The following is a 16,461-nucleotide window of genomic DNA, read 5'->3' as shown; positions in this document are numbered from 1 at the left end:
GACCTTTCTCATCCCCAATCTTCACTCGGTGAGCAGCCAAAACCCGAAGCGCAGGAGTCTCCCACCGGAATTCAACCGAAACCTCGGGCGAGAGGACTCAGTCCCTATCCGGCTAAGTCCACCGCCCATAAGCCGGCTGCAGACCACCCATGGAGACGAACCGTACTGACAAAATCACTGCACCCTAAACACTGACAGATTCACTGCCCCTTGACAGATCACAAGGGCATCCCGCCATCCAGTCGCCGCATGCCTCTGGACTTGACGCTGAAGGCTCGCCATAATGCCACTTGTCGGCGGACCGCGGGAAGCACGAGAGACCAGCGCGGCGCCGGGGAGGAGCATATGACAACCAGCAAGGTAACGATGCCGCAGATGGTCAACGTTAAGGCTACGCAGGTTACTCCGCCGCCGGCCTGGGCGCTGCTGGAGAGGAAGCTGATTGCTCTCCTGGAGAGCTCGGCCCGCCTGTCCAGCGAGAAGTACGCAGACCGGGCAGGGCAGTGGTACTGGTTCGACGACATGGACGACTACTACGAGCGCTCTTACAACTGGTGCCTGCTCTACGCGCTGGGCGGCGATGAGAGCCTCGTGGACCTTGCGCTCAAGCACTGGAACGCGACGACCCGCCTGTTCGACGACCGCGACAGGAACAGGGCCAATTACCTTGACTACCACCACGGCCCCCACCCGATGAGGTTCCGCCACAATATTCACAACGAGTATTTCAGCCTGGCGCACCCGGGCGATGCTGAGTGGCACCACATGGGCGAAGGCAATATGGCCTTCTACGACCTGGGCGTGGCGGACCCTACCATATCCGAGAACATGCGAAGGGCGCGCCGGTTTGCGGGTATGTACATCGGCGAGGACCCGGAGGCGCCCAACTACGATAAGAAGCACCGCATCATTCGCTCGCAGATGCAGGGCAGCGACGGCCCCTATCTGAAAGGGACGAAGCGCGATGCGATGCGTTACCTTCACGGCGGCCACCCGGAGACGCCCGGCTGGAAGCCGAAGCCGATGGGCGCGCTGGCGTCGTTGTATCCCGTGGTCAAGGACCTTGAGATCGGCTGGTGGAATAATGAAGCCCGCGCTGCGCAGATTACCGACCTTTTCTCGAACATAGTCCTGAACGGCGACCATCCTGCGAACCTGGGGGCAACGGGCCTCGTCACAAACGCATACCTCTACACGGGCGACAAGAAGTACAAGCAGTGGGTGCTGGAGTACGTTGAGGCGTGGATGGACCGCATCAAGAAGAACAACGGGATCATCCCCGACAATACTGGGCCCACCGGCAAGCCCGGAGAGAACCGTGAGGGGGTCTGGTGGGGGGGCATATGCGGTTGGAACAGCCACTACGGCTACACGCGGTTCTTCCACAGCGTGAATGTCGCTACTGAGTGCGCCGTTCTGCTGAGCGGAGACACCGGCTACGCCGAGCTGATGCGATCGCAGATCAGGATGCTCCTGCAGAACTCCGTAAAGCGCATCGACGGCCACCTTCTGACCCCCGTTCGCGTCACAAAGGACGGCTGGTACACCTCTGACAAGAGGCCGGAGTGGGACTACCCCCAGGCTACCTCCCTGCGGGTCTACGAGCCCACCCATGTCTACCACCTGACGATGTCCAAAGAGGACCGCGACACCATCCTCCATCTCCGCGACGGCGACAAGGAGCGCGACTGGAACGTGGAAGAGTACGGCGGCGACAGCCGCGCCGACTACGAGAGCGAGTACGCGCGGTTCCAGTACTACGACGGCAAGAACCCGGACTGGCCGACGAAGATCCTATCGCTGGAGTACGAGCTGGCCCTGGGGGTAATCGAGAAGATCAAGGCGGACGACAGGAGCGTACCGGAGATTATCAAGGCAAACGAGGAGCCCCCGAACCCGGTCTACTGCAAATCGCTGGTGCAGCTTACGACGGGCTCGCCGCACAGCGTGTACCACGGCGGCTTGCTGCCGGCGAACGTGAGGTATTTCGACATGGACCGCGTGCGGCCCGGGCTGCCGCCGGATGTGGCCGCGTTCGTGGACACCTGGGCGCCGGACCGCGTGGGCATACAGCTTGTGAACACGGGGCGGAGCGCGACCAGGCGGCTGATCGTGCAGGCGGGAGGGTTCGGCCAACACCAGTTCACCGGCGTGACGTACAGGGACGGGGACAGTGAGCGGAATGTGACGTTCGACGGCCGGTACTTCTCGGTGGAGCTGCCACCGAGCACGTCCATCAGGGTGGAGGCGGGCATGCGACGCTTCGTGAACGCCCCCAGCTACGCCTTCCCATGGCATGGCGGGTCTGTGCCCGCGCCGTTCCGGTAGGGAGCCGATTTCAGGTGCGCCCACGGCCGCCGACGGCAATAACTTGTCAGGCGATTGTCAGGAATTAGGAAGGATTCCGTCGGGAAAACAGGAGCGGCGCAAACTAGACTGTGGTTGTTCTTACAAGACCCATTCGCCGGGCGAGACCCAAATCTCGATCAGGTGAAAATCAAGGTACGGTGGGACTTTGAGAGCTACACAGTTCGCGACCAGCTTAATTCTCGGCTTCGGCCTGGCGGTTGCCATTTATGTGGCGGCGGGCGGCGCAGGCACGGCCATGGCGGCCAGCGGGACCCTTCCGCTCAGGTCCGGGGTCTTTGCCGTCGTTCACAATGGCGTTTCGGCCAGCACGATCCAGGACTCCTACGGCGCGTCAGGTACTTACGAACCGTTCAACGGCACTACGAGCTACGACTTCTATTCTGCGCCTCTCAGCGCGGCGAGATCACTTGGGGCCAGCGACCATGGCCGCGCCGAGGTGTGGGTCAAGAACTCGGGCGCGTCAGCACTGACCTTCAAGTGCGATGTGGGTTACTACGACTACAATCCGGCAAATGGGTCTGAAACGCTGATTGCTTCCTCCCGGCCCAGCGGCAACACCAAAGTAGAGGCCCTCGCCGGCAAGAAGTGCACGACTGGGAACGCCAGTTTCCTGAACATGTCAGTGCCGGCGGGTCACTATCTGAAGGCAACCATCACCCTGACGCACATTAGCGGGCCAACCAGCAACGAATTTGTCTACAACGCCCCTGCCGGCGCGTTCGGCGACTCCAGTCTCACTTTCAACGGGGCAAACGGCGCAATTGACTGGAATTTCGGGCGGTTCACGCAGGAAGTATCCTTTCAAAGCGTGGACGGGAAGACCTACGGCGATACCGATTTCAGGATCGGCGCGACGGTAAGCTCCCGCCTCCCGCTGTCGTTCTCTTCATTTACCGAAGGCGTCTGCTCAGTCTCCGGCGAATTGGCCCATATCGATGCCGCAGGCACGTGTCTCATCGTGGCCGGCTAGCCCGGAGACAACACCTACGAGCCGGTCAAAGCCACGAGCGCGGTGCAAATAGAAAAGGCCCAGCTGGTCCTTTCCGGAGACACGAAAGAGAAGGTCTACGACGGCCGGGCATACAATTCGTTTACCGCGTCGCTCAGCGGCTTCGTGCGCGGCGACGGTCCGTCTGTGATGAAGGGCTCACCTGAGTTCGGCGGGCCGGCCGTCATAGCTGTGGATGCCGGTGAGCACTCCATAGAAGTGGGTGCCGGGACCCTCGCGGCCGACAACTACCGGGTCACAGGCGTTCGGCCGGGCAGTCTCAGGGTTGAAAAGGCAAAACTCACGGTCACTGTGCAGAGCACACGCAAGGTCTATGATGGCGCCGCATATGATGACTTCACGGTTATTGTGACCGGTTTCGTTGACGGGGACGATGCCTCTGTCGTTACCGGCGCGGCGGGGTTCAAGGGTAGCGCCGTTGTCGCGATCGACGCCGGATCGTACTCGATAGTGCCGACGCTGGGCACGCTTGCCGCTGAAAACTACGAGTTCGCGTATTTCGCCAAGGGGACACTGACAATAGCCAAGGCCCCGCTGACTTTGGACACTGACGATAAGAGCCGGTCTTATGGAAGATCCAACCCAAAGCTTACCGCGACATTGAAAGGTTTTGTGAACGGCGAATCGATGTCTACCGCGGAGGTTGCCGGCAGGGCTTCCTGCGCGACGGTAGCGGATGCCACAAGCGACGCGGGGGCTTACGAAATCAAGTGCTCAAAGGCGTCGCTAACGGCCCCGAACTACACGATTGCTGAAGTGACGACAGGGGCGCTCACAGTGACCAGGGCCCCGCTTTCCGTAACCGCTGTTAACAAGGCAAAGACCTACGACGGCAGGCCGTTTGAAGACTTCACGTTTACCGTGGGCGGGTTCGTGAACGGCGACGACCTTTCGGTAGTGAGCGGAGCGTCGGGCTTTGACGGGCCTGCTGTCGAGGCCGTGGACGCCGGTGCATTCAAGATCGTCCCTACAAAGGGCACGTTGGCCGCCAAAAACTATGTCTTCACGTCGTACAAGACGGGCACGCTGACGATTCGCAAGGCGGAGCTGACGATTACGGCAAACAACGCCACGCGGACATACGGCAAGCCTAACCCGAAGTTCACCTGGACTCTAAGAGGTTTTGTGGATGGGGACACGGCAGCGGGAACGACCAGGGGGAAGGCGGACTGCGTATCTGAGGCAACGCCCGAGAGCAACGCAGGTCAGTACACCATTACCTGCACAAAGGGCACGGTGACGTCCTCCAACTACAATTTCTCGGACTTCGTTAAAGGGACCCTAAAGGTTGAGAAAGCCCGGTTGACCGTGACTTCCGACAGTGCAAGCAAGAAGAGCGACGGCAAGGCATTCACCAACTTCACAGTTACGATCTCAGGGTTTGTGAACGGCGACGATGCATCGGCGGTCTCGGGTCGCGCGACCTTTGCGGGCACGGCGCCGACCGCCACCAAGGCGGGCACATACAGCATAACTCCCGGAATCGGCAGCCTCTCCGCAGAGAACTATTCTTTCACGACGTTCAAGAAGGGAACGCTGGTAATCACTGCCAGGTGAACCCATACGCTCTTCCCGAGACCGGTACGCGGTTAGGAAAGGTCTGCTCACGAGAACGCCAGGCGGCCAATGCCGGGCAGGCAGAGAAAACGAAAAGGGCCCCTGCGCAGGGACCCTTTGTTTTGTGGTCGTACGTGGTGGAGATAGGGGGACTTGAACCCCCAACCTCCGCATTGCGAACGCGGCGCTCTCCCAGTTGAGCTATATCCCCACGCTTGTACAGCAAGGTCGATTATAGCGCCGGTCGCGTTGGAGTGTCAATTTGAGATGCTATCCGCCCGGAGCCTCAGCAAGTTCATATAATGGCCACATTTACGTGGCAAATTGCCTCCACGCCCGCCTTCATCAGTTATGGCGGCCGGAGCTTGAGTGGAGTCTTGCTTATGCTTAAGAAAGCCATTTGGACGGCTGCGCTGGTCCTGTCTTCAGTTGTCGGTCTGGTCACAGCCGCGGCGTGCATCGATGCGGCGGAGAGCCCAACGCCGGGCCGGACTGCGACTGCGGCGCCTGCGTCCCAGCCGAGTCCTGCCCCGTCCGGCGTACCGACTGCGTCAAATCCACTTTCAGGAGCAGCAGATGACGTACCGGCCGGCGGGGTCACAATAAGTATCACTTCGGGGTCCCAGGCGCGTTACCTGGTGAGAGAGCAGCTTGCCGGGGCCAGCTTCCCCAACGATGCCGTGGGTGTGACAAGGGATGTCACCGGGAAGATCGTGCTTGACGGGGAGGGGAAGGTCGTCCAGGGACAGTCGACGATCACCGTGGGGGTGGACACACTCGTAAGCGACGAGGGCCGCAGGGACAATTACGTGAGGCAGAATAGCCTCCAGACCTCGCGTTACCCGGACGCAGTGCTTGCCGTGACGGAGGTACAGGGACTGCCGTGGCCGCTGCCAGAAAGCGGAGAGGCGACTTTCAAGCTGCTGGGCGACATGACCATTCGGGGAGTAACGAAGCCTCTCACCTGGGACGTTACGGCCAGATTTGACGGCGGCAAGGTCGCCGGCCTGGCGACGACTGCGTTCAAGTTCGGCCTCTTCAATATGTCGGTACCCAGGGTGGCCGTCGTGCTGAGCGTTGAGGACAATATCCGGCTGGAGATCGATTTCTCGGCCGCGTCAGGCGGATAGTGAAAGATGGGCCGCGTGAGGGTACAATCTCAGCAAAACAGCGGAGAGACCTGTCTTGAAGATCGGAATCGCGCCCATCCTGACCAGTTACTCCATCGATGTGGCCGACCTTGCCAAGCGGGCTGAAGGACTCGGCTTCGAGTCCCTCTGGCTGCCTGACCAGCCGGTCCTGCCCGTGAAGACCGCCTCCAATGCGCCCAGGCTATGGGGTGATGCGGTCGATCCGCTGATCGCACTCGCCCGCGCTTCCTTGGTCACCACCACCCTCATGCTCGGCACGGCCGTGATCGTCGTCACGGAGCGGCACCCCATCGCGCTTGCGAAGGAAGCGGCGACGCTCGATGCATACTCCGGCGGACGGCTGCTGCTTGGCATCGGCACCGGCTCCATTGAGGAGGAGGCGGCCATACTCGGAAGCGATTTCCCCCACAGGTGGACGCAGGCCCGCGAGGCCGTTCTCGCGATGAAGGCGCTGTGGACGAACGATGAGAGCGAGTTCCACGGCAAGTACTACGATTTCCCTTCCGTCTACTGCTTCCCCAAACCTGTGCGCAAGCCCCATCCTCCCGTCCTCCTGGGCGGCAAGGCGGCGAACGTATTCAAGCGCGCTGTTGAGTACGGCGACGGCTGGATTCCCATCGGCGTGACACCTGAGGAGGTGCGCGCGGGCAGGGCGGAGCTCGACCGCCTGGCGACCGCCGCGGGGCGGGACCCCCTGACGCTGGAGATATCGGTGGTTGGCCTGAAAGCCGACGGGGCGATGATTGAGGCCTACCGGCAGGCAGGCATGGCTAGGGCGATCGTTAGCTTTCCAACGGCCGGCAAGGCGGAGTCCATGGCGGAGCTAGAAAAAATAGCCCGCGAGCTATTGCCGTGAGCGGCTTCGTGGCGCACCATGGAAATGTCGTCATCCAGAGTGCAGGCATTGCGAATAGTGCGATCGAGAATTGAGAGCTCTATGAGATTCGTAGATGGCCGGGGAGTCAGGGTTGTGGACTCCGCCGGCAAGGCATACTATGACCTTGCGTGCGTGGATGGGCGAGCCTCGGCCGGGCACGGCGACAGGCGGATCGCCGAGGCCGCCTACGAGCAGACCCTCAAGCTCGCCTCAGCCCCGGGGGACACGGTGGCCCATGAGGCGCTGCGGACCGCCCTGCATGGGTTGATGCCGGGGAGTTGGGAGGGCGTCGTGCTCGCTGAAAGCCGTGCTCGCGCAATGGAGGCCGCCATCGGCATCGCCGCTCAACGCAGTCGAGGATCGCCCGGCGAGGCAATCGTTGCCGTTCAGAAGAGGACGGCGTTCGCATCGGATTTGGCGCGTAAGAGCGGGGTGGTCTTCGTGCCGCAGCCGGACCCATATTCATGTGAAATGGGAGGGACCACCCCGGCAGAATGCGCTGTACGGTGCGCCAGGGCCGTCGAGAAGGCGGTAGTGGCGGCGGGTCCTTCCGCGGTGTGCGCGCTCGTCGCTGAGCCGGTGTCGCGGCTCGGGGTCGTTCCGGGTGACGAGTACTGGCCGATGCTGCGGGAGATATGCAACGAATATGGCATTGTGCTTATCGCGGATGAGAGTACGTGCGGCCTCGGGCGCTCGGGCAAGGTGCTTGCGGGGGAGGGAGTCGGGGCGTCTCCGGACATCGTTGTGCTTGGAGACGCGCTGGCTGGCGGGTACCTGCCGTTGGGGGCCTTGCTGGTCAGGATCGGACCGGCGCCGGAGGAAAACACGAACGGCGGCCGCGCGAACCCTGTATCTTGCGCCGCGGCGGTGAAGCACATCGAGGCGGTGGGTGGCGGCGGTCTGGCGGCCAATGCAGCCGAAGTTGGGCCATACCTGAAGGAAGTTATCGAAGGACTGAAGGTTGACCACCCGGCCGTCGCTGCAGTGCGGGGAAGAGGGCTCCTTCTAGGTATCGAGCTTGCCGATGGTCTGAAGGACCGCGGCCGTGCGATCGAGGTTGCCGACCTGTCTGCGCGGACAGTGCGGCGGCTTTCGGAGCAGGGAGTGCTGGTGTATGCGGAGGGCAGCGCCCTGACAATCGCGCCACCGCTCACGATAACAAGGGAAGAGGTGGATGAGGCGGTCCACGCCATAGACATTGCCCTCTGGGCTGTTGAGGGTGAGCTTGGCGTGGCTATAATGGCCTAGTGAAGGTCCCGCGCCGCTCCCAAATGGGCGCCAAAACTGATTACAGGGAGTCGAATATGGTGTCAGCAGCAGGAGGAGCAGGCAGGCGGGTCTCCGGCAATTCAGCACACAGGGCTGATGAGCGCGTAGCCATATTCATAGACGGCAGCAATCTCTACCACAGCCTTGAGGAGAACTGCCGGAGGTACGATGTGGATTTCGGAGCTTTCGGCGCCAAGCTAACCGGCGACCGAAGGCTGGTGCGAGTCTACTACTACAACGTTCTGCGGGACCCCGACAGGAACCCCCAGGCGTACCAGGACCAGCAGAAGTTCTTGAGCGCCCTCGGAAACGTGCATTACCTGGAGGTCCGGCTCGGCGGCTCCAAGATGCGCGGCGCCACTTCGGTTGAGAAGGGCATCGACATCATGCTCGCCACCGACCTGCTCAAGTTCGCGTGGGGAGATATGTACGACGTTGCTGTTCTAGTCACGGGCGACGGCGACTTTGCGTACGCGGTTGAGACCGTCAAGAACATGGGCAAGCACGTTGAGATTGCCGCGTTCCCGGCCAATCTGTCGTGGGAGCTTGCGAACGTGGCCGACGAGCGTATCTACTTCACTCCCTCATACTTCGGGGACCTCTGGAGCCGGAGGCGTGATGACCTGAGGCACGCGGCGCAGGCGCCGCCGCCGGAGCCGGTGACGGCTACGGATGGCGCTGCAAAGCCTCTTGAGCCGGCCCTGCCCCAATTGCAGGGCAGCCCTGAGAGGGCGCCGGAGCCGGAGGCGCCAAAGAGGCGGGCCGTGTGGCGCTTCGGGCGACAGCGAGGGGAGTAAGCCGGCAGGCGGGTTGTTGCGCATGATTCGGTGCGGTACCATTTTACAGGGCCGCCCGGTGCAGCCCTTTCCCTTCGGCCTATCACTAACTGGAATTCGGTGAGAATTGAGCAGCATATCGTCGCGGACCCCAGTGAAAAACGGAGGACCCGCTTGCACGACGCAATAGTCATTGGGGCAGGGCCGGCCGGCAACATGGCCGCTGCGCGCCTCGCATCCGGCGGCCTGAAGGTCGCGGTTATCGACTGGCGCACCAGCATTGGAGACAAGCTCTGCACCGGCATAATCGGCCGTGAGTGCGCATTGCGCTTCCCCCCGAAGCCCTCGCAAGTCTACCGGGCGGCGCGTTCGGCCGTTTTGATCTCTCCCTCCGGCAGGCGGCACACTATCTCCAAGGAAGAGCCGCAGGCCTTCATCATCGACCGGGTCTCTTACGTTTCATCTCTCGCTGAGAATGCAGCTTCCGCCGGCGCCGAGTACCGCCTTGGTGAGAATGTGGTTGGCATTGAGCCGCATGCCGATTGTGTGGACGTACTGGCGACCGCGGCATCGGGGGACCGTCGATACCGCGCCCGCGTGCTGGTCATCGCGGCCGGCTTTGGCTCCGGCCTTGTGCGCATGGCCGGGCTGGCGGACCGAAAACAGCAGTCGGACTACATGATAGGCGTTCAGGCGGTCGTAGAGACGGACGGCCTGGAGGACACCGAGGTCTACCTGGGAGATGCCGTCGCGCCGGGCTCGTTTGGGTGGGTGGCGCCGATGTCCGACACGCGCGCGCTGGTGGGAATTGTCTCGCGGCGCAGGTTGAACGGACACATGAGAGACTTCATGGAAGACCTCAGGCGGACCGGCCGGGTGCGTTCCGTCCTGAAGGAGCCCAGGCGATGGGGCATCCCGATCCGGCCGATATCCCGGACATTCCGCGACAGGGTCGTGGTTGTTGGAGACGCCGCCGGCCTTGTGAAGCCGACGACCGGAGGGGGGATATACTACGCCCTTATCTCCGGCGAGCTGGCGGCCGAGACGGTCCTGCACGCGTTCGAGGCAGGGGATTTTTCTGCCCGGCAAATGAGGGCGTACGAGACCAGGTGGAGGGCCGTTTTCGGCAAAGAGCTGCGTGTAGGGTATGTTGCCCGTCGCGTCTATGAATCGCTGGGAGACGGGCGCGTGGAGCGCCTGGTGAGCGAGCTTCTTTCGTCCAGATTGTACACGGACATTGCGTCCGCAAGAGATACGTCTTTCGATTGGCACAGCGGCGTTATCATGAAGGCCGTGGGTCACCAGGACTTTCGCCGGGTGATCGGGTCAATCGCCCCCACCGTCTCGGGCCGCCCGGACGGGGCTACGGCGCGGCCTCTGTAGGCTTGAACTACGCCAGCATCTCCGCAAGCAGGGACATTCGGACGTACAGAGCATTTTCCGCCTGCCGGTAGAACGCAAGCCGCCTGTCCTGGGTCTCGAATGTGAAGTCCCCGCTCCGCTGCATTGGGTCCAGAATGATGCATTCCTGCTTCAACATCCCCATGAACTTCGCGTCTATCCTCAGTGTGGAGGACGCTCGCGCCTTGAGAAGCTGGACGTGGGCGACGGTCCGCGGCCCGTTGAGATAGATTGCGTCTGCGTTGCGTACGGCCTCGATGTCCTGGGTTGTGGTCAGCTTGAGCCCGCGGCTCTCGCAATAGCTCGCCACGACGGGGTCCACCTGGCCACTGAAAGGGACCAGGACGACATTTACGTCTTTGAACATGGTCAGGCCCTTGAGAAGCGCGCTGACGTTCCGGTGCTCAGGCCTGCCGATAATGACGACGGTGGCGCCGTCCACACCTCCAAGTTCGCGCTTCATCGTCCAGATGTCCGCTGCCGCCTGGGTTGGATGGTCGTTGGAGCTGCCGCCGTTTATGATCGAAAGGGCGTTGGCGCTCGATGCGCGGTCCATGACGGTGGGGTCGCTGCTTCGGAGGACGACGAGGTCTATCCGCAGGCTCGCCAGGATACTCATGATATTCTCTATGTAGTTCGGCGTCTTTTCCGGGAAGAACTGCGAGGCGTCTTCCGTATGGTAGGAATCGCCACCCAACAGCTCGATAGCCCTTTCGAACGATGCCCGCGTTACGAAGCTGGGCTCATAGAACAGGCAGTAGAGCGCGCGCCGCCTGAGGGTCTCTTCGCCGTTTGTTCGGGAGCTCATCTTCTCCGCGGACGGGAAGAGCTTCTTTTCCACCCAATCGCGTGTGAGCTGCTCTGTGCTGGTCAAGTGACGGAAGGTCGGCATCGGGTTCACCTGGTCGAAGCGTTTTGAGAAGGCATCGGAGATCCGGCACGGGCCCCGGACCTGTCCGAGTGTACAACAATTATCCCTGCGGCGCTATCTGCCCCAGATATGCGCCACGGTCGTGGAGCATTGCGATCAAGACCTATTTCCAGTACTGGCTGCCTTTGATCTTCTGGGCCGCGGCAATATTCCTGATGTCCAGCTTCACGCCCGGAGGGATCCAGAAAGTAACCGCGCCGATAGAGGGGCTCCCGGCGCTGATAGCGCCGACATTCGTGCACCTCACGGAGTACGCGCTGCTGGCCATGCTTGCGTATCGCCTTTTCCGGTACGGCCTTGGGCTCCGTCCGCCGTTGCTTTGGGCCGCGGCGGTGCTGGCCGCATCCCTGTACGGCGTAAGTGATGAGCTCCACCAGAGGTTCGTGCCTGGCCGGTATTCCACATGGCAGGATGCTCTCGTGGATGTGATCGGCGCCGTGGCGGGTGTGGCGATAATTGAGCTGACAGCGCTAGGCTTGAGAAGGATGGGAAGGCGGAAGCTGCAGCCTGCGGGCTGAAAAACGTTCCATCTTTCGTCCGGGGTCCGTAGACTCTATTACTGTCCGGTCAGATGATTTCGCACCCATACGGCTCTGCTAAAGTGGAATCGATGGGTTGCGGGGTGGCGGTTGGGAGGGGGAATGGCTACCGTCCGCGGGCACGCTGAAAAATCGAACAAGAACGTCCGGGCCATGCCTGTCGGCGCTGATTGGGTGAGCGGCAAAGGGACGCACTTCAGGGTATGGGCGCCGGCCAAGGCATCAGTCGACGTAGTTGTCCAGAATGCCGAGGGGCGCCACGCGCCGTACCCGTTGCGGCAAGAGCGGAGCGTATACTTCTCCGGGCTGGTCTCCGGAGTTGCGCCGGGCGATCTGTATAGCTTCCGCCTCGATGCGGGCCCGGACCTCTATCCCGATCCTGCATCGCGGTTCCAACCCCAGGGGCCCCACGGGCCGTCCCAGGTTATCGATCCGAATGCGTTCCACTGGACCGACTTCGGCTGGAAGGGCTGCCGGCTTCTTGGCCAGGTCATCTACGAGATGCATATCGGCACGTTCACGCCGGAGGGCACGTGGCGCGCCGCGATAACGCAATTGCCCGAGCTGGCCCGTCTCGGCGTGTCCGTGCTGGAGATTATGCCGGTAGCGGACTTCCCCGGCGACTTCGGCTGGGGCTACGACGGCGTTGACATGTTCGCCCCCACGCGGCTCTACGGCCACCCGGACGATTTTCGCGCATTCGTTGACGCCGCGCATGCTCTGGAACTGGCCGTCATACTCGATGTGGTTTATAACCACCTGGGTCCGGACGGCAACTACCTCAAGGCCTTCTCCCCGGACTACTTCACAGACCGCTACGAGACAGAATGGGGCGAGCCGATCAACTTCGACGGCGAGCTGTCTGCGCCCGTGCGAGAGTTCTTTCTGTCCAACGCACGCTACTGGATCGAAGAGTTCCATATCGACGGTTTGCGACTCGACGCCACGCAGGCGATCTTCGATAGCTCTCCGGACCACATAATCAAGGCGATAGCAAGGACCGTGCGGGAGGCTGCGCGCGGCCGCGACACCATCATAATTGCCGAGAATGAGCCACAGCGGACGGTGTTTGCGCGGCCCGTGGGGAGTGGGGGATACGGGCTCGACGGTCTCTGGAATGACGATTTCCACCATAGCGCCGTCGTTGCGATGACCGGCCACAACGAGGCGTACTACACTGACCACACCGGCTCGCCCCAGGAGTTCATCTCCTCCGCCAAGTACGGCTACCTCTTCCAGGGGCAGTGGTACTCGTGGCAGAATCAAAACCGCGGAACGCCCTCGTTCGGCCTGCCCCCAAGCGCCTTTGTGAACTTTATCGAGAACCACGACCAGATTGCGAACTCCGGCAGGGGCATGCGGGTGCACCAGCTGACAAGTCCCGGCAGGTACCGCTCCATGGTGGCGCTGATGCTCCTGGGGCCGGGTACTCCCATGCTCTTCCAGGGGCAGGAGTTCCAGTCGTCCAGTCCGTTCTTCTACTTTGCTCACCACAAACCGGAGCTGGCGGAACTTGTCAGCGAGGGACGGAAGGATTTTCTCCGGCAGTTCCCCAGCCTGGCCACGCCGGAGATGCGCGACAGGCTGCCGGAGCCTGCGGACAGGTGGACTTTCGTGCGGTCGAAACTGGACCCACGGGAGCGCGAGGTGAACGGCGGGGCGTGCGCCCTGCACAGGGACCTCATCCAGATCCGGCGGGAGGATTTGGCATTCAGCGTCGGCGAATACGGAAAGATTGACGGCGCAGTCATCGCGCCTGAGGCGTTCCTGCTCCGTTTCTTCGGGGAAGAGCATGGCGACCGCCTGCTCCTGGTCAACTTCGGCAGGGACCTTCACCTGAAATCGATACCTGACCCGCTCACCGCACCGCCGCTCGGACGGTCATGGCGCCTGTAGTGGTCCAGCGAGGACCCAGAGTATGGAGGTGTGGGAACGCCGCGGACGATTACCAATGCCGGCTGGTTTATTCCCGCCCATTCAACTATTGCACTGACATCACAGGAGAAAACCGAGAAACATGGTCGAAGCAACGAAGCTCAAGCAGGATCCCGGTGAGGCCGGAGTTGAGCTTGAACCCCTGCTGACGCGCGAATGGCTTGTAACGAATGGGCTTGGGGGTTACGCCTCCGGCACGATATCCGGCGTGACGACGCGACGTTACCACGGTTTGCTGGTGGCCGCGCTTCCGGCGCCGATGGGCAGGATGACGATGCTCAACCACCTGTTTGAAGACCTTGTGCCTCAAGGCGGGCAGGCGATCAGGCTTGGCGGCGAGGAGCACGCTGACCGCTCCCTGCAGCTTCACGGCGCGACGCAGCTAACGGGCGTGCGCCTCGAGGACGGGCTGCCCGTCTGGCAGTACGATGTGGACGGCGCCACTATAGAGGATACGCTGCTGATGCCCCACCGGCAAAACACCGTGTATGTGACCTACCGGGTAGTCGGCGGGGACCGGCGATTCCGGCTGAAGCTGTCCCCGGCGGTGAACTTCCGCCACCACGACGCTCCGGTGAACGCCCCTCTAAAGAAGGGCTACGGCTTCACAGCGATGGATGACAGGTACGAACTCTCCCTGTGCCGGGACCTTCCGCCGCTCAGGATGAGACTGTACGGTCAGTCATCAAGCTTCACCCTGGAGGGCAAGGTGATACCGGACTTGCTTTACAGGGTTGAAGAGAGCAGGGGATACGAGTCAACAGGCCAGTTGTGGAGCCCCGGCCACCTGAGCGTGGACCTTGGACCGGGAAACGATGCCACTTTTGTTGCTTCCACGGACGATTGGGACACGATGTCCGCGATGTCCACGGGGGAGGCTTTTGCGGCAGAGAAGGAGAGGCGAAGGAGGCTGCTCGCTATAGCTCACCCGGTGGCCAGGAAGTCCGAGACGGCGGCGACACTGGTAATGGCGGCGGACCAGTTCATAATAACTCCCGCCGGCAGGGTGGCGGACTCCGCCCGGGCTCGGGCGGCAGGGGACGAGGTACGCACAATCATTGCCGGCTATCACTGGTTCACGGACTGGGGCCGCGACACGATGATCAGCGTGGAGGGCCTGACCCTGGCCACGGGCAGGCACGTTGAGGCGGGATACATCCTCCGTACCTTCGCCCATTACGTCAGGGACGGGCTCATCCCCAACATGTTCCCTGAGGGCGAGCGGCAAGGGCTGTACCACACCGCGGACGCGACTCTCTGGTTCTTCCATGCCATCGAGCAGTACGTCAACGCCACCGGCGATGTTGCGACCCTCAGGATGCTGCTGCCCTTCCTCTGCGACATTGTGGAGCACCATCTGAAGGGTACAAGGTTCGGCATAGGCGTGGACCCCCGGGACGGGCTCATCAGGCAGGGGGAAGCGGGCTACCAGTTAACATGGATGGACGCCAAGGTGGGAGACTGGGTGGTGACCCCCAGGCGCGGCAAGGCTGTGGAGATTAACGCCCTCTGGTATAACGCCTTGAAGCTTATGGAGGGGTGGGCCGCGGGGTTGGAATACAGGAAAGGCGGCCACGATGCCGCGTTCTTCGCCGGCCACGCCAAGAAGGCGCGCAAATCCTTCAACACGCGCTTCTGGAACGAGGGCGCCGGCTATCTCTACGATGTGATAGACGGCCCTGCAGGAAATGATCCCGCCTGCCGGCCCAACCAGGTGCTGGCAGTCTCCCTGGACCACCCGGTCCTGGACGAGGACAAGTGGGAACCCGTCGTCAACATTGTGCGTGAAAAGCTGCTTACGCCCCTTGGCCTGCGCTCGCTTGCCCCGGGACACACCGACTACAAGGCGATGTACTACGGCGACCTCCGTTCCCGCGACGCGGCTTACCATCAGGGCACTGTGTGGGGCTGGCTTGTTGGACCGTTCATTGACGCATGGCTGAGGGTGCACCCCGGACGCACGGGGGAGGCCAGGCACTTCCTGCGCGGCTTCGTGAGTCACCTGGATGAGGGGTGCATAGGCTCCATCAGCGAGATATTCGACGCAGAGGAGCCGTACCTGCCGAGGGGCTGCTGCGCCCAGGCATGGAGCGTTGCAGAGGTGCTGCGCTGCTGGATAAAGACTGAGCCTCCCCCGCAGGGAAACGGTTCGCGAAACGGCCAATGACGGGCGAGGTTTCGCCTGGAAAGCCACTTTTGCAGGCCCCGGTCAGATACACTTTGCGTGTCAATGCTCAATGACTTTGTCAGTCTTACTGCTCAGTGATTTTGTCAGTACGACTGGTTTTGGTTGAATCAGTCTCGATCTCCAAGGGTGATCTGGAGCCGGCTTTCGATCCTTGGGCGAGGAGAGGGGTGTGCTGGAGACGGGTCCGTCTCCAGCACGCCCCTCTCCTCGCTTGCCCGCCTGAGCTTTTCTTCGCCTTGCTCGCAGGACTGCGGGTCTTAGGGGAGCAACCGTGCTGGCCAGCTCACGCCCCTTGTGCATGACCACGATGCGCCCGTCCAGCCGCTCCTGTACCTCTACGGTCGCCCTGGCGTATGTGCTCCGCTCGCTGTCAGGCTCGATCTGCAGGTCCTCTCCACCAAAGCTCACCGTGTTATCCGCGGCCACTGTCCGCTGGTATCGGAAGCACAGCACACTGT

At 62.1% G+C, this 16,461-nt stretch carries 12 protein-coding genes and 1 tRNA gene; 11 read left to right on the top strand and 2 right to left on the bottom strand.

The genetic code is table 11. From position 1 onward, the window contains the following. The first annotated feature begins 366 nt into the window (after positions 1 to 366). The 3 genes from FJ319_11735 (at position 367) to FJ319_11725 (ending at position 4,936) form a co-directional block, all read left to right on the top strand. The gene (locus FJ319_11735; protein MBM3934948.1) at positions 367 to 2,328 is read left to right on the top strand and encodes a hypothetical protein; all 1,962 of its coding nucleotides are present in this window, start codon (positions 367 to 369) and stop codon (positions 2,326 to 2,328) included. 187 nt (positions 2,329 to 2,515) lie between these two features. Further along, on the top strand, positions 2,516 to 3,340 hold the full coding sequence (locus tag FJ319_11730) for a hypothetical protein (protein MBM3934947.1): 825 nt from the start codon (positions 2,516 to 2,518) through the stop codon (positions 3,338 to 3,340). A 42-nt stretch (positions 3,341 to 3,382) separates the two neighbouring features. Further along, positions 3,383 to 4,936, top strand: a complete 1,554-nt coding sequence (locus FJ319_11725; protein MBM3934946.1) for a hypothetical protein — start codon at positions 3,383 to 3,385, stop codon at positions 4,934 to 4,936. Between the two features lie 135 nt (positions 4,937 to 5,071). On the opposite strand, the gene FJ319_11720 is transcribed toward FJ319_11725, so the two are convergent. After that, positions 5,072 to 5,147, bottom strand: a tRNA-Ala gene (locus FJ319_11720). Positions 5,148 to 5,238: 91 nt separating this feature from the next. Here FJ319_11720 and FJ319_11715 point away from each other — a divergent pair. The 5 genes from FJ319_11715 (at position 5,239) to FJ319_11695 (ending at position 10,392) form a co-directional block, all read left to right on the top strand. Next, entirely contained in the window at positions 5,239 to 6,066 is an 828-nt protein-coding gene (locus FJ319_11715; protein ID MBM3934945.1) for a YceI family protein, read from the top strand. Between the two features lie 55 nt (positions 6,067 to 6,121). Further along, positions 6,122 to 6,943: an LLM class F420-dependent oxidoreductase gene (locus FJ319_11710; GenBank protein MBM3934944.1), complete on the top strand. Its 822-nt coding sequence runs from the start codon at positions 6,122 to 6,124 to the stop codon at positions 6,941 to 6,943. A gap of 18 nt (positions 6,944 to 6,961) precedes the next feature. Beyond that, positions 6,962 to 8,212: an aspartate aminotransferase family protein gene (locus FJ319_11705; GenBank protein MBM3934943.1), complete on the top strand. Its 1,251-nt coding sequence runs from the start codon at positions 6,962 to 6,964 to the stop codon at positions 8,210 to 8,212. Positions 8,213 to 8,268: 56 nt separating this feature from the next. Beyond that, positions 8,269 to 9,030 (top strand): NYN domain-containing protein, encoded by a 762-nt coding sequence (locus tag FJ319_11700; GenBank protein MBM3934942.1) that lies wholly within the window; start codon positions 8,269 to 8,271, stop codon positions 9,028 to 9,030. Between the two features lie 153 nt (positions 9,031 to 9,183). Further along, positions 9,184 to 10,392 (top strand): NAD(P)/FAD-dependent oxidoreductase, encoded by a 1,209-nt coding sequence (locus FJ319_11695; GenBank protein ID MBM3934941.1) that lies wholly within the window; start codon positions 9,184 to 9,186, stop codon positions 10,390 to 10,392. A gap of 7 nt (positions 10,393 to 10,399) precedes the next feature. On the opposite strand, the gene FJ319_11690 is transcribed toward FJ319_11695, so the two are convergent. Further along, the gene (locus FJ319_11690) at positions 10,400 to 11,302 is read right to left on the bottom strand and encodes a hypothetical protein (protein MBM3934940.1); all 903 of its coding nucleotides are present in this window, start codon (positions 11,300 to 11,302) and stop codon (positions 10,400 to 10,402) included. 68 nt (positions 11,303 to 11,370) lie between these two features. Here FJ319_11690 and FJ319_11685 point away from each other — a divergent pair, with 68 nt between their 5' ends. From FJ319_11685 to FJ319_11675, 3 genes are all read left to right on the top strand, one after another. Continuing rightward, the gene (locus FJ319_11685; GenBank protein MBM3934939.1) at positions 11,371 to 11,859 is read left to right on the top strand and encodes a hypothetical protein; all 489 of its coding nucleotides are present in this window, start codon (positions 11,371 to 11,373) and stop codon (positions 11,857 to 11,859) included. A 174-nt stretch (positions 11,860 to 12,033) separates the two neighbouring features. Beyond that, complete coding sequence (gene treZ / locus FJ319_11680) at positions 12,034 to 13,776, top strand: malto-oligosyltrehalose trehalohydrolase (protein ID MBM3934938.1); 1,743 nt, start codon at positions 12,034 to 12,036, stop codon at positions 13,774 to 13,776. 121 nt (positions 13,777 to 13,897) lie between these two features. Further along, on the top strand, positions 13,898 to 15,982 hold the full coding sequence (locus FJ319_11675) for a glycogen debranching protein (GenBank protein MBM3934937.1): 2,085 nt from the start codon (positions 13,898 to 13,900) through the stop codon (positions 15,980 to 15,982). Positions 15,983 to 16,461: the final 479 nt, after the last annotated feature.

Source organism: SAR202 cluster bacterium (assembly GCA_016872355.1).
In the GTDB taxonomy this organism is placed as follows: domain Bacteria; phylum Chloroflexota; class Dehalococcoidia; order Lucifugimonadales; family VGZY01; genus VGZY01.
This window is presented reverse-complemented; position numbering and strand designations above follow the sequence as displayed.

What these genes read in the sequence shown, in the direction of transcription:
- treZ (MBM3934938.1), top strand. Translation starts at nt 12,034, where the DNA reads ATGCCTGTCGGCGCTGATTGGGTGAGCGGCAAAGGGACGCACTTCAGG.
- FJ319_11700 (MBM3934942.1), top strand. Translation starts at nt 8,269, where the DNA reads ATGGTGTCAGCAGCAGGAGGAGCAGGCAGGCGGGTCTCCGGCAATTCA.
- FJ319_11715 (MBM3934945.1), top strand. Translation starts at nt 5,239, where the DNA reads ATGGCCACATTTACGTGGCAAATTGCCTCCACGCCCGCCTTCATCAGT.
- FJ319_11690 (MBM3934940.1), bottom strand. Translation starts at nt 11,302, where the DNA reads ATGCCGACCTTCCGTCACTTGACCAGCACAGAGCAGCTCACACGCGAT.
- FJ319_11675 (MBM3934937.1), top strand. Translation starts at nt 13,898, where the DNA reads ATGGTCGAAGCAACGAAGCTCAAGCAGGATCCCGGTGAGGCCGGAGTT.
- FJ319_11705 (MBM3934943.1), top strand. Translation starts at nt 6,962, where the DNA reads ATGGAAATGTCGTCATCCAGAGTGCAGGCATTGCGAATAGTGCGATCG.
- FJ319_11735 (MBM3934948.1), top strand. Translation starts at nt 367, where the DNA reads ATGCCGCAGATGGTCAACGTTAAGGCTACGCAGGTTACTCCGCCGCCG.